Origin of the sequence: Vibrio sp. 10N.239.311.G01, from assembly GCF_041465805.1 — a bacterium.
Lineage (GTDB): Bacteria > Pseudomonadota > Gammaproteobacteria > Enterobacterales > Vibrionaceae > Vibrio > Vibrio crassostreae_C.
Genome location: NZ_JBFSRM010000029.1, coordinates 18,452 through 32,157, shown reverse-complemented (window position 1 = coordinate 32,157; position 13,706 = coordinate 18,452). Strand labels below are relative to the sequence as shown.

Annotated in this window: 15 protein-coding genes; 11 read left to right on the top strand and 4 right to left on the bottom strand. The window is 44.6% G+C overall.

Going from position 1 to position 13,706, the window contains the following annotated elements; all coding sequences use genetic code 11:
- Positions 1-78: 78 nt before the first annotated feature.
- The gene (locus tag AB6D06_RS19175) at positions 79-477 is read right to left on the bottom strand and encodes a RidA family protein (RefSeq protein WP_017060835.1); all 399 of its coding nucleotides are present in this window, start codon (positions 475-477) and stop codon (positions 79-81) included.
- A 157-nt stretch (positions 478-634) separates the two neighbouring features.
- Here AB6D06_RS19175 and AB6D06_RS19170 point away from each other — a divergent pair, with 157 nt between their 5' ends.
- From AB6D06_RS19170 to AB6D06_RS19125, 10 genes are all read left to right on the top strand, one after another.
- Positions 635-1,519 (top strand): LysR family transcriptional regulator, encoded by an 885-nt coding sequence (locus AB6D06_RS19170; protein WP_017060836.1) that lies wholly within the window; start codon positions 635-637, stop codon positions 1,517-1,519.
- A 716-nt stretch (positions 1,520-2,235) separates the two neighbouring features.
- Positions 2,236-2,637 (top strand): ATP synthase subunit I, encoded by a 402-nt coding sequence (locus AB6D06_RS19165; protein WP_372058259.1) that lies wholly within the window; start codon positions 2,236-2,238, stop codon positions 2,635-2,637.
- Between the two features lies 1 nt (position 2,638).
- The gene (atpB, locus tag AB6D06_RS19160) at positions 2,639-3,409 is read left to right on the top strand and encodes a F0F1 ATP synthase subunit A (RefSeq protein WP_017060838.1); all 771 of its coding nucleotides are present in this window, start codon (positions 2,639-2,641) and stop codon (positions 3,407-3,409) included.
- Between the two features lie 47 nt (positions 3,410-3,456).
- A complete protein-coding gene (gene atpE, locus AB6D06_RS19155; protein ID WP_004730405.1) occupies positions 3,457-3,693 on the top strand; it encodes a F0F1 ATP synthase subunit C in 237 nt (78 codons plus the stop codon).
- A 54-nt stretch (positions 3,694-3,747) separates the two neighbouring features.
- Complete coding sequence (locus AB6D06_RS19150) at positions 3,748-4,218, top strand: F0F1 ATP synthase subunit B (protein ID WP_017060839.1); 471 nt, start codon at positions 3,748-3,750, stop codon at positions 4,216-4,218.
- Positions 4,219-4,229: 11 nt separating this feature from the next.
- Positions 4,230-4,781, top strand: a complete 552-nt coding sequence (locus tag AB6D06_RS19145; RefSeq protein WP_017060840.1) for a F0F1 ATP synthase subunit delta — start codon at positions 4,230-4,232, stop codon at positions 4,779-4,781.
- Between the two features lie 9 nt (positions 4,782-4,790).
- Positions 4,791-6,332, top strand: coding sequence for a F0F1 ATP synthase subunit alpha (gene atpA / locus AB6D06_RS19140; protein ID WP_102332884.1), 1,542 nt, complete (start codon positions 4,791-4,793; stop codon positions 6,330-6,332).
- A gap of 46 nt (positions 6,333-6,378) precedes the next feature.
- Positions 6,379-7,248 carry a F0F1 ATP synthase subunit gamma gene (atpG, locus tag AB6D06_RS19135; RefSeq protein ID WP_017064727.1) on the top strand — a complete coding sequence of 290 codons (870 nt, stop codon included), beginning with the start codon at positions 6,379-6,381 and terminating at the stop codon, positions 7,246-7,248.
- 44 nt (positions 7,249-7,292) lie between these two features.
- A complete protein-coding gene (gene atpD, locus AB6D06_RS19130) occupies positions 7,293-8,678 on the top strand; it encodes a F0F1 ATP synthase subunit beta (RefSeq protein WP_210441835.1) in 1,386 nt (461 codons plus the stop codon).
- Between the two features lie 14 nt (positions 8,679-8,692).
- On the top strand, positions 8,693-9,136 hold the full coding sequence (locus AB6D06_RS19125) for a F0F1 ATP synthase subunit epsilon (RefSeq protein WP_019820614.1): 444 nt from the start codon (positions 8,693-8,695) through the stop codon (positions 9,134-9,136).
- A gap of 200 nt (positions 9,137-9,336) precedes the next feature.
- On the opposite strand, the gene AB6D06_RS19120 is transcribed toward AB6D06_RS19125, so the two are convergent.
- Positions 9,337-10,299 carry a nitrilase family protein gene (locus AB6D06_RS19120; RefSeq protein ID WP_372111418.1) on the bottom strand — a complete coding sequence of 321 codons (963 nt, stop codon included), beginning with the start codon at positions 10,297-10,299 and terminating at the stop codon, positions 9,337-9,339.
- A gap of 106 nt (positions 10,300-10,405) precedes the next feature.
- Here AB6D06_RS19120 and AB6D06_RS19115 point away from each other — a divergent pair, with 106 nt between their 5' ends.
- On the top strand, positions 10,406-11,287 hold the full coding sequence (locus tag AB6D06_RS19115; protein ID WP_017064729.1) for a LysR family transcriptional regulator: 882 nt from the start codon (positions 10,406-10,408) through the stop codon (positions 11,285-11,287).
- 136 nt (positions 11,288-11,423) lie between these two features.
- Here the strand turns inward: AB6D06_RS19115 and AB6D06_RS19110 are convergent, their stop codons facing one another.
- Together AB6D06_RS19110 and yejF are read right to left on the bottom strand one after the other, a co-directional pair.
- The gene (locus AB6D06_RS19110) at positions 11,424-11,960 is read right to left on the bottom strand and encodes an RNA-binding S4 domain-containing protein (protein ID WP_017064730.1); all 537 of its coding nucleotides are present in this window, start codon (positions 11,958-11,960) and stop codon (positions 11,424-11,426) included.
- A 117-nt stretch (positions 11,961-12,077) separates the two neighbouring features.
- On the bottom strand, positions 12,078-13,700 hold the full coding sequence (yejF, locus tag AB6D06_RS19105) for a microcin C ABC transporter ATP-binding protein YejF (RefSeq protein ID WP_065584617.1): 1,623 nt from the start codon (positions 13,698-13,700) through the stop codon (positions 12,078-12,080).
- Positions 13,701-13,706: the final 6 nt, after the last annotated feature.

The window sequence follows — 13,706 nt, the reverse complement described above, 5'->3', positions numbered from 1 at the left end:
AAACTATTCGCTTGTATTAGTAAAGATCTGCGTAGACAAACAGCTTTGATTGGCAAATTGCCTCAGTTCACAGTCCATTTATTCAGGTTGAGACGCCGATGCATAAACCACGAACTCAACCAACATCTCTTCTCTAGCTAGCCCTGCAACAACGACTGCTGCACGATTTGGATAAGGTGCGTTGAAGTATTCTCCGTATACGCTGTTTACCGTTTTCAGGTATTCACGGTCAGTCACGTAAATCAGAACCTGCAGCACAGAATCCATCGATTCGCCTGCACACTCCAAGGTATGAACAAGGTTGTTAAAAGTCTGACGCGTTTGCGCTTCAATACCGCCTTCTACTACTGCGCCCGTTTCATCGATTGGAATCTGCGCAGTGTATAGAGTGCCGTTATTAACGATTGCCCACTCTAGTGGTGCTTTTGAAGCAAAAAGAGAGGTTTTTACTGGGTGTTTTTTAGTTTGTGCGTTCACGATTTCATCCAACTTTGTAACAACTATGTTTCAAGATGGTTAAATACTGCACCTTGACGCCTGATAAATCTAACGGTAAATTTTGTGCATTTGATAAATAAAATCTATCACCTTGCGAAAAGTAAGGTATAGCAAGGGCTAGAGAAGGATCGGAGTCATGAGTATTAAGCTACAACAGTTAAAACATTTCGTTTTGGTGGTCGAAGAAGGTGGATTTAGAGCGGCATCTCACCGTGCAAATCGATCGCAAGCGGCACTTTCGACTTCGATAAAAGAGTTGGAAAAAATACTCGGCCAACCTCTGTTTGAAACAGGCAACAAATCGACACTGACGCCTTTTGGAGAAATATGTTTGCCCAAGATCATTCAATTTCTGAACGTTTACAAAGCATTAGACAATGACTTACGCGCAGCGGCAGCAGGACAACAAGGAAGAGTTCGAATAGCGAGCGTGCCTTCGGTGGCCGCAAAACTCATCCCTAGTGTTTTAGGGGCATTTTGTGAGCAGTACCCGAATGTAGAAGTGAGTTTGATTGATGATAATGCGGCAGGGGTAGAAGCAAGATTACTCTCTGGCGAGGTGGATGTTGCCCTCGGTAATAGCTCCCATTTAGAAGAAGAGAGCATCGACTTCACGCCTTTGCTTTCTGATCCTATCGGTGTGGTGTGCCTCAAAGATAACCCTATCGCCTCTCAACGGGAAGGAATCGAATGGCAAACCTTGTTAAAGCAGCCCTTCATTCGTAACGGGACTTGCACCCTACTGGACCCAACACCTGCGCGCATGCTCAGCGAACAAGCCCTGTACTCTGTCGAGAACATTACCTCGCTTTTTTCGGTGTTAGAGCTCGGGATAGGCGTGACCACGCTACCTAAGCTGGCTTTCCCAACCAATGAAACCCGCTTGGTGTGGATTCCGCTAATTGACCCACCCTTGCAACGACAAATCGGCATTTTCAGACTGTCTGATCGTACGATCTCGCCACAAGCACAGGCTTTCCATGACTTATGTATTCAATACCTCAGTTATGAAGAGTCATAAGAGAGCCTAGATTAAGTAAATTAGGCAGCGCTCTGCTGCCATTTACTTCCTCAAAACTCGGTGTTTCTTCTCCGCACCATGCTTCTCGCACACCCAGTCCCCCATTTCACTCCTATATCATCAACATTTAGGCGCTGAATTTTCACTCTCGCGCACGCAAATAGTGACAAGCTGACGACAATATAAAAAATATTCGCTTATTGATAAGGAGCGACGTACGTTTAATTTACCAGAAAAACCAGATCTTCCATCATTGCCTCAAACAAGCTTAACCCCTACCAAAATCACACTTCACAACTCAGCTTGTAAATGAACCTAAGTGTTTGAATAGTCGTAATTGATAAGATCATAAGTTGAAAATTTAGCTCGCTACTCCCTTCTAAAAAGACCCTCTTTTCACAAGGATAAAGCATCTTAAATATTCATGAATAAAGTGATAGAACTATTACTTTCATAAATGAAAAACATTCATTTCAAAAATGGAATTATTGATATCAATATTTGTCGTTTTGATCACATAATTTTAGGCGTAGTTTATATTTTGTCGAAACGAGAGCGAACTAGTTTATATCGTTCTATTTCGTCAGGAGATATAAAACCAGCAAGATTATCTCTTTGTTAACAAGCAAAGTTTTATTAACAAGTAAATGCGAGTAGCAAGACATATTCAAACTGTGTTTTATATGAGCTTACACTGTTAAATATAAGGTTTTATTATGAGGCTTAATGGGATAAGTGGTGACATTCTTGTTGCTGCTAAAAGAGTTGTTCTCTGCCAAGTAGTATTAGCCGTCGGTGTAGTTTTATATGAAGTGTTTTTTGGTAATAAATTAGATATGGAATCGTCGGCTTTGGGTATCGGAATTGCGATGCTACCTCCGCTGTTTGGTTTTATATATGCAAGCCTAAAGGTGCGCAAGAATCCTAATTATAGTTTACGTGACTTAATGCAAATGAGTCGTGTCGTGAAAATAACTTATACGTTCTTAATGTTTATCTTGGCGTTCCAGTTTTTCAAATTGGATAACCCAGTAATATTGTACGCATATATTCTCACTATGGTTGGGTACTTCTTAACACCATTTATTACTGCCTCTACAAGATCGGAGTACGTGTAGTATGGATCAAGTAACTACCGCTCACGAATACATAGAGCATCACTTAACCTTCTTAACTACAGGTGATGGTTTCTGGGCGTTCAACATCGACTCGATGTTGGTATCTTGGATTACGGGTTTACTGTTTATTGGAGCTTTTCGATACGTAGTGACTAAGGGCACCAGCGGTGTTCCAGGTCGATTTCAATGTTTTATCGAACTGATATTTGATTTTGTAAACAACCTAGTAAAAGAGATTTTTCAAGCGGAGGATAAATTAATAGGGCCACTGGCATTAACCACTTTTGTTTGGGTGTTGTTAATGAACGCGGTCGATTTATTACCAATAGATTTCATACCAGCATTAAGTCGTGCAATGGGTCTAGAACACTTTAGAGATCTACCAACGGCGGACGTAAATATTCCAATGTCGATGGCACTCGGTGTATTTATCTTACTGTTGACTTATACATTTAAAAATAAAGGATTGAAAGGCTTTATCAAAGAGCTTACTACGCAGCCATTTGATAACCCTCTTTTATACCCTGTTAACTTAGTTCTTGAATTAATAACATTAATTTCAAAACCTATATCACTAGGCTTACGATTATTTGGAAACATGTATGCAGGTGAGATGATATTTATTCTGATCGCATTAATGCCATGGTGGATGCAATGGGCACTGAGTGTTCCTTGGGCACTATTCCACATATTAATCGTATTCTTGCAAGCATTTATATTTATGGTACTGACCGTTGTTTATTTAGGTATGGCAACAGAAGAACACCACTAATTAATAACTAAAAAATTTAACTAACAAATTATTTATCGGAGATACAAATGGATATCGTAAGCGCAGTTTTATATGTAGCAGGTGCATTACTGATCGGTTTAGGTGCAGCAGGTGCAGCATCTGGTATTGGTAACTTAGCAGGTAAATACCTTGAAGGTGTTGCGCGTCAACCAGACCTTACTCCAATGCTTCGTACTCAATTCTTCATCATGATGGGTCTTGTGGATGCAGTACCGATGATCGGTGTTGGTATCGGTCTATACATCATCTTCGCCGTGGCTTAATCAAACCGCTTTGAAAGATCGATTTGTAAATAATCAAGATTTAGTGAGGAAGGTATGAACTTAAATGCAAGCATGTTTGGACAAGCAATCTCATTCGTGATTTTTGTTTGGCTCTGCATGAAATATGTATGGCCCCCTCTCACCGCGATGTTAGACGAGCGCCAAAAAGAAATCGCTGATGGTTTACGCCACTCAGAGAACGCTGCGAAAGAGCTAGAACTAGCAAAATCAAATGGCGCGCAACTCATCGAAGATGCAAGAAAAGATGTGACTGAACTGGTTGAACAGGGCCGAAAACGCCGCAATGAAATCATCAGCTTAGCGCAACAAGAAGCCGAGCAAGAAAAGGCACGCATCTTAGAACAAGGTAGAGCTGAGCTAGAAGGCGAACGCCAAAAGATACGCCGTGAACTTCAGGCAGATATGGCAGACGCAGTAATTCAAAGTGCACAGAAACTGATTAGCAAAAACCTAGATTCCGCAACGAACCGAGCGCTAGTTGACCAAATGATTAGCGAACTCTAAGGAGAGGCAATATGTCAGATTACACCAATATTGCTCATCCCTACGCCAAAGCATCGTTTGAATTTGCTTTAGGTGAAAACCAGTTACAAGAGTGGCACTCAATGCTGTCCATTCTTGTGGCTGTCGCGGAAGAAGAAACGATCGCTAGTCAGATTTCTTCAGCAGAAGGTGCTTCTACACACCAAACAGAAGAGCTGGCAAACCTCATCATTCATATTTGCCAAGGACTCGTTGATGACCACGTCATTAATCTTATTCGAGTCTTGGCCGAGAACGGCCGCCTTTCTGTTGTAAGAGACCTGTTTGAATTGTACTGCGAGCTAAAGGACGAACATGAACGTGTAGTGCCTGTCACTGTCACCAGTTCAGAAATGCTGACACAAGACCAAGTTACGTCACTAACAGCTGCACTTGAGAAGAAATTAGAGCGTCAGGTTGAAATGAAGCAGGTTATTGATGACACGTTAGTAGGTGGAATGGTCATCAAGGCGGGTGAAACCGTTATCGATGGTTCTTTAAACACATCAATTGACCGATTGGCTCATCAACTTCACGCGAGATAGGTAACAATTATGCAATTAAATTCAAATGAAATCAGCGATCTAATCAAAGAACGCATCTCGAAATTTAATGTGAGCACCGAGGCTCGCAATGAAGGCACTATCGTATCGGTTCGTGATGGCATCATCACAATCAATGGCCTTGCTGATGTTATGCAAGGCGAGATGATTGAGCTACCAGGTGGCAAATACGCACTCGCACTTAACCTCGATACGCACTCAGTAGGTGCGGTGGTTATGGGCCCCTACACTGACCTATCTGAAGGTATGAAAGTGAAAGGTACAGGTCGTATCTTGGAAGTCCCCGTCGGTAACGGTCTTCTTGGCCGTGTTGTGAACACATTAGGCGAGCCAATCGATGGCAAAGGCCCAATAAGTTGTGACCGACTCGACCCTGTAGAAGTGATTGCACCCGGTGTAATCGAACGTAAGTCTGTTGATCAGCCAATTCAAACTGGCTATAAAGCGGTTGATACCATGGTGCCAATCGGTCGTGGTCAACGTGAACTTATCATCGGTGACCGTCAGACGGGTAAAACAGCGTTAGCTATCGATGCGATCATCAATCAGAAAGATTCTGGCATCAAATGTGTGTATGTAGCGATTGGCCAAAAAGCCTCCACTATCGCTAACGTGGTTCGTAAACTCGAAGACCACGATGCGCTTAAAAACACCATCGTAGTCGTGGCATCAGCATCAGAGTCTGCAGCGCTTCAATACCTAGCCCCTTATGCGGGTTGCACCATGGGTGAATACTTCCGTGACCGCGGTGAAGATGCACTGATCATCTATGATGACCTATCAAAACAAGCCGTTGCTTACCGTCAAATCTCGTTGCTATTGAAACGCCCACCGGGTCGTGAAGCCTTCCCTGGCGACGTATTCTACCTTCACTCACGCCTTCTAGAACGTGCAGCACGAGTGAATGCAGAGTATGTAGAGAAGTTCACTAACGGTGAAGTGAAAGGTCAAACTGGCTCATTAACGGCGCTTCCGATCATTGAAACTCAAGCGGGTGACGTATCAGCGTTTGTACCAACCAACGTAATCTCAATCACCGATGGTCAGGTTTTCCTTCAAACCCAATTGTTTAACTCAGGCTTACGTCCTGCAGTAGACCCAGGTATCTCGGTATCTCGTGTGGGTGGTGCGGCGCAATGCAAGATCATCAAGAAACTGTCTGGTGGTATCCGTACTTCATTAGCTCAATATCGCGAGCTGGCGGCCTTTGCTCAGTTCTCTTCTGACTTAGATGAGATGACGCGCAAACAGCTAGACCATGGTGAGCGTGTTACCGAATTAATGAAGCAAAAACAATACTCTCCAATGTCAGTCGCTGAGCAAGCAACGGTTATCTACGCAGCAGAGAAAGGCTACTTGGTCGGTGTTGAGCTAAACAACATTGCCCGTTTTGAAGAAGAGCTGATTGCTTATGCCAAAGGTCAGAACCCTGCGTTGTTCGAAAAAATCAACGCGACAGGCGATTACAATGACGAAATCGACGGTGCTCTTAAAGAGATCCTAGAAGGTTTTGTTGGGATGAAAGCTTGGTAAGTGCTCCGGTTTGTTAGCTGGAAATCAAAACAAATAGGAGCAGATTATGGCAAGTACTAAAGAAATTCGCACCAAGATAGCCAGTGTTAGTAACACTCAGAAAATCACTAGCGCAATGGAAATGGTTGCAGCAAGTAAGATGCGCAAGGTTCAAGACAACATGACGCTAACTCGCCCCTACGCCGAGAACATGCGAAAAGTTATCTCTCATGTTGCATCGGGTTCCCTGGAGTACCAGCACCCTTACCTGCAACAGCGTGAACCTAAGCGTGTCGCTTACATCATTATCTCGTCCGATCGCGGCTTGTGTGGTGGCTTGAACTCAAACTTGTTCAAGAAAGTGTTAGAAGAAATGGAGCAATGGCGCACCAAGGGAGTCGAGGTAGAAACAACCTTAGTGGGATCTAAGGCTATCTCGTTCTTCCAACGCGGCGGCAACGTTATTGCACAAACGTCAGGTCTTGGCGATACACCTAAGTTAGAAGACATCTTAGGTACGGTGAATGCGATGCTCGGGCATTACGACGAAGGTAAAATCGATAGCTTGTATCTCGTTTACAACCAGTTCGTCAACACCATGGTTCAAGCGCCAACGACCTTGCAGTTGCTCCCCCACCCTTCGGATTCTGAGGAAGGTGGTGAGCCTAAAAAAGCGCGTCGTTGGGACTACATCTATGAGCAAGCACCCAAAGACATACTCTCAGAACTGTTACATCGATACATCGAATCGCAAGTGTATCAAGGCATTGTTGAGAGCATTGCCTGTGAGCAAGCAGCCCGAATGGTCGCTATGAAAGCGGCGACTGATAACGCAGGCCAACTCATTGATGACTTGCAGTTGGTCTACAACAAGGCGCGTCAGGCTGCCATTACCCAAGAGCTGAGTGAAATAGTCTCAGGTGCCCAAGCTGTCTAGGGCTAGAAAAGACTGGGTCAAGAACAGAATTTGAGGATTTAAGAATGAGTGTTGGAAAAATAGTTAAAGTAATCGGCGCGGTGGTTGACGTCGAGTTCAGCGGCGGCAACAGCCCACGCGTTTATGATGCATTGAAAGTGACTAGCGACGAAGCAAGCTCGTTAGTATTGGAAGTACAACAACAACTGGGTAGCAATATCGTTCGTTGTATTGCAATGGGTACGTCAGATGGCTTACGTCGTGGCCTAACGGTTGAAAACACAGGCTCTCCAATCACGGTTCCTGTCGGCGAAGAAACACTAGGCCGTATCATGAACGTGCTTGGTCAACCTATCGATGAGTGTGGTGAAATCGGTCAGAAAGAAAACTACGAGATTCACCGTGAAGCCCCTTCTTATGAAGAACAAGCAAACAGCACTGAGCTTCTAGAAACAGGCGTTAAGGTTATCGACCTTATCTGTCCATTCGCTAAGGGTGGTAAAATTGGTCTGTTCGGTGGTGCTGGTGTAGGTAAAACCGTCAACATGATGGAGCTTATCAACAACATCGCCAAAGCCCACTCAGGTCTTTCTGTGTTTACCGGTGTAGGTGAGCGTACTCGTGAAGGTAACGACTTCTACTACGAGATGAAAGAAGCAGGTGTACTAGACAAAGTAGCCATGGTTTACGGTCAAATGAACGAGCCACCGGGAAACCGTCTACGTGTAGCACTTACAGGCCTAACTATGGCTGAGCGCTTCCGTGATGAAGGTCGTGACGTACTGTTGTTCATTGATAACATTTACCGTTACACGCTTGCGGGAACAGAAGTATCAGCTCTGCTAGGTCGTATGCCTTCAGCAGTAGGTTACCAACCAACACTGGCTGAAGAGATGGGCGTACTTCAAGAGCGTATCACGTCAACAAAACAAGGCTCTATCACCTCTATCCAAGCAGTATACGTACCTGCGGATGACTTGACTGACCCATCGCCAGCAACAACCTTTGCTCACTTAGATGCGACCGTTGTACTGTCTCGTAACATCGCGGCACTGGGTCTCTACCCTGCGATTGATCCATTGGATTCAACCTCTCGTCAATTGGACCCACTTGTGGTTGGTCAAGAGCACTACGACATTGCACAAAAAGTACAAACAACGCTGCAACGCTACAAAGAGCTAAAAGACATCATCGCGATTCTTGGTATGGATGAGCTGTCTACTGAAGACAAACAGACCGTATCTCGCGCTCGTAAGATTGAACGTTTCTTAACGCAGCCTTACCACGTAGCCGAAGTGTTTACCGGTCAGAAAGGTGTCTTTGTACCGCTAAGCGAAACACTAAGAGGCTTTAAAGGTCTATTGAGCGGTGAATATGACGATATCCCAGAGCAAGCGTTCTTGTACTGTGGCTCTATCGACGAAGTGCTTAACAAAGCAAAATCACTCTAAGAGGCAGGTGCACCATGGCTATCGGAATTACAGATAATACATTTCAACTTAATATTGTAAGTGCGGAAGGTACGCTGTTTTCAGGTCCAGCGTATGCCCTAGCCGTTTCTGGCGCTGACGGTGAACTGGGGATCCGCCCCGGTCACTCCCCGCTTCTCAGTAAGATCAAACCGGGCGTAACCGTGTTCGTTACAGACCCTAAATCAGAAGGCCAAGTGCTGTATGTCTCTGGTGGGATGCTGGAAGTTCAGCCGGATGTGGTTACGTTATTAGCCGACACGGCCTTGCATGGTAAAGACATTGACCGCGCTCGCGCAGAAGAAGCGAAATATGCCGCTCTAGAGAACATCAACAAGGGCAACATAGACATTAACTTTGCACAAGCTCAGCTAGAACTAGCGAAAGCCGTTGCTCAGCTTCGCGCATCAGAACTGACGTCTTCTCGCACTCGCCACTGAGAATAGAACTTAGATACTTAATGCTTAATGCTTAATGCTTAATGCTTAATGCTTAATGCTCAGTGCTTGATGTGTAAATAGTCTACCCACTTAAACATGATTTAAGTGGGTAGACTACATCAGAAACCCTCACTTCTCTTTCAACTTCCCCACCCTTTTAACCGCTACTAATACATCCTTTTTCACCTGAGCTTACAACATTACTTCTCTGCAAAGCGCGCTTGGTGTGGGTCCAATTCATGACCTAGCGACTGCGTCAGTGAATGGTACAGTTCAGGCTTACGACCACGAATCCAGCGCCTGCCAGTACACATATCCAACTCTTCGGCTTTTAGCTCTGCAATCACCATATCGTTATCAACGCTGTCCGTCTCGGTGATGATTTCACCATAAGGGCTCAAAATCATCGCATTACCGGTTCTCACTTCATCCATATCAACGCCGACACCATTACTGAACACCACAAACATACCGTTATCGTGCGCTCTTGCAGGCAACCAACGCATTAGCCATTCGCGCCCATTCTTACCCTGCATTTCAGCACGAATCGCTTCTGGGTTTTCATCTCGGTTAAACCATAAATCTGGGTCAATTCGCTTCATTGCATTCGGGCTACGTGACTGACAACCGCCCGTCTGGTGTGGCGCAATCAATATATCAGCGCCTTTCAATGCAGTAATTCGTACGTTCTCGACCAAGTTGTTATCCCAACAAATCAAGATACCGACTTTACAACCATGGGGCGTATCGAACACCGTGTATTGGTCGCCGCTGCTCATATGTGGGCTCACAAAGGTGTGCAGTTTACGGTGTTTCTGAACTTCTCCATTGGGCATCACGAACACATAAGTGTTGTATAACTCGCCATCCACACCCTGCTCTATCAAACCAGCCCCAACACTGATGCCAAACTGTGTTGCCAGTGCAATCAGATTTTGAGTCGATTCACCACTCGGCACAGGTTCCGCTAGCGCTTCTATCTCGTCTCGCGACAAAGCAGACACATGCCAGTAGCCAGTGATGCACATCTCTGGGAAACTGATGATCTCCACACCACTCTTCGCAGCTTGTTGAACGTATTGACCTATCACCGACAAGTTATACGCCTTATCGCCTGCATGATGGTTAAACTGAACCGACGCTACTTTGATGTCTCTTTTCATTATTCGTCCTCAAATTTCGCTTTATCTGATTTGGTATGAACTCAGTATAAAAAATCGATTCAATTCCATATAATGAAAGATATTCTTAGTTCAATGAGCATTCGGAATGGAATTTGATTTACTGAAGGCGTTTTGTCAGTTGGCTAAGTCGGGCAATTATCGTATGGCATCAGAGCAGCTCTACATTACTCAGTCGGCACTGACCAAAAAGATTCAACGACTGGAATCCAATATAGGAGCGAGTCTGTTTTCTCGCGGCAGGAACGGCGCAGAACTGACACACGCAGGTAAAACCTTACTACCCGAAGCCCAACGTTTGGTTCATTCAATGCAAGCGTTTGAGCAGCTTTCAGGCTCCGTAGTGAATGGAACTCAGGGGCATTTGAACATTGGTTTTGGCGTATCTAATTATCACGAAGCACCTAAACTGATTGCCGCCTATAAACAACAGTACCCAGACGTTCACATCACCTTAAATGACACACCTTCTAAGCAGCAGACCGACGAGCTATTGAGCCATGAACTCGATATCAGCTTCAATCGAATACCCGACTCCTCGGATTTAAAGAGCCTAACGCTTTTCAATGATTCGCTTGTGATTGCGGTTCACAAAGATATTCTCAAGCAAGCGCCAGGTAACGATCAGGTTCTCTTTGAGTTATCGAAATGGCCTTATCTAAAATTGGCTCAGCACCGTGGCCCCGGATTAGACAGACAGATTCAACAATATTGTCTTGCCAATAAAATCGACTTATCTAAGACACAAGAAGCCGATGATATCCTCACCCTGCTTGCCTTGGTTTCGGCCAATATCGGTTTCACCATCGTACCCAGCAGTGCGCAGTACATTAGTAACACCGATGTGGAATTCATTGCGTTAGAAGGTGAACACGCGACTTGGCCTGTCGGGTTAATCTGGAATGGAGAGAGTGACAACCCACTCAGGGATAGGTTTGTAGAGTTTGTGGCTCATCAAAAAGGAAATTAGACCAGAAGCTAAATTTCACCAACAAAAAAGGCTCACTAAATAGTGAGCCTTTTGATATTTTCTTAACGTAAACCTAAGTCTAAGGTTGCTTGCGTTTTGAAAGAATAGCTTTAGATCAGTAGGTTAGAGCTATAACTTAGAAGAACTCAATCGAATTACGGCCGCTTTTGTCATCACGTGTTGGCTTTGGCGTATCCGCTTTCTTTTTCGGTTTCTTCTCTTTTTTCTCTTTCTTTGGTTCAGCCTTTGCGCTTAGCATTTCTGCTTTGCTTTTCTTAGATTCCTTCTTCTTAGAATCCTTTTTAGACTGACCTTTCTTCGCCTTGTTCTCTTTTTTAGGCGTTTCTTTCTTTTTCGGCTTTTCTGATTCTTCTTGTACTGGCTGATCACACACCACTACATAGTATTCTTGGTTGAATTCAAAGAAGTCGCCATCGTACATTTTACGACGCTTACGGGTTTCTAGCTCACCATTTACCGCTACGTAGCCTTCAGAGATGATGTGCTTAGCTTCACCGCCACCACTCACTAGGTTAGCAATTTTAAACACTTTGTAGAGCTCGATTGGCTGTGATGAAACATCAATACCAATTGCTTCAATTTCAATCTCTTCGCCTTCTTCGCCCAGCTCTTGGCCTTCGTAATCAGCGTCTTCGTAATGTTCTTGGTCCATGGTGACCTCTACCTAAATATGTACTTCTGAAATATTGGGCGCAGTGTAATCTTAAAACAACGAAATGACCATGTTGAATTCAACCAGAGCCCATTTGTTTTAAACAAACCCTCTGCGTTATAAAACACCACCAACATTCGAAAGACTCACCAACTGCTTAGTATATTCATGCTGCGGATTACCAAACAAAGTCTCAGTGTCGCCCTTCTCTATTACCTCGCCAGCTTTCATGACGATGGTGTAATGACACAAGGATTTCACGACATTCAGATCATGACTGATAAACAAATAGGTCAGGCCATACTTTTCTTGAAGTGACTTCAGCAAATCCAATACTTGAGCTTGAACGGTTCTGTCCAATGACGATGTTGGTTCATCGAGCAGGATAAACTCTGGCTTTAAAATCAAAGCACGTGCAATCGCGATACGTTGCCTCTGCCCGCCAGAAAACTCGTTAGGGTAACGATGACGAGTTTCAGGGTCGAGGTCGACCTCTTTCATTACGTCACAGATGCGTAGATCAAGTTCAGTATCGTCCAATTGCTGATGTACCAATAAACCCTCACCAATCACTTGAGCGACCGACATTCGAGGGTTCAATGCCGAGAATGGGTCTTGAAATACCACTTGCATACGGCTTCGAAACGGTAGCATCTGCTGGCGGTTTAAGCCTTGAATTTGTTCGTCAGCGTAGGTAATCGAGCCTTCACTTTCAACCAATTTGAGGATTGCCATACCGGTTGTCGATTTACCAGAACCACTCTCACCCACTAAACCGATGGAGTGCCCTTTTTTCAAGGTGAACTCCATATCAGTCACTGCCTTTATATGCGAAATTGTGCGCTTAAATAAGCCACCCGTAATGGGGAACCAAACACGAAGTTGGTCCACATCAAGCAAAGGCTTACTGTCAGGAGAAACAGGTACTGGTAACCCTTTTGGGTCAGAGTTGATAAGCTTTTGCGTATAAGGGTGAGCTGGCGCATTAAAGAGTGTTTGGCAGTCGTTACTTTCGACTAAACGACCGTCTTTCATTACCGCTACTCTGTCGGCAATCTTACGAACGATACTCAAATCATGGGTTATGAAAAGCATCGCCATGCCCAGCTCTTGCTGTAGGTCTTTCAACAAATCCAAAATCTGCGCTTGTACCGATACATCCAAAGCCGTAGTGGGCTCATCGGCAATCAGTAATTCTGGCTCATTGATCAGTGCCATCGCAATCATTACGCGCTGACGCTCTCCACCTGATAGCTCGTGTGGGTACGCTGATATCTTCTGCTCTGGGTAACGAATACCCACCTTGGATAGCCACTCTATCGCCAAGGCTTGAGCTTTATTGGTTCGCATTCCTCGGTGAATAGAAAGAGTTTCAACCAGCTGCTTACCGACTCGGTGAAGTGGGTTAAGCGAAACCATGGGCTCTTGGAAGATCATGCCGATGCGGCCACCACGAATCCCGCGCAACTGTCTTTCTGAACAGCTCAGGATATCGGTACCAGAGAAATTGATCTTACCGTTTAAGTAATGAGACGAGCCTTTTGGTAACAGCTTTAAAATCGAGTTAGCCGTGACCGATTTTCCGGAACCACTCTCACCCACCAGCGCTAATGTCTCACCTTTGTATATTTCTAAAGAGACATCTTGTGTCACTTGCTCTATCGAGTTTTTTCGCCCGAAACCGACAGACAGTTTATCTATGGTCAAAACCGGAGAAGCAGGCGTTGTATTTGAAGTCATAACCTA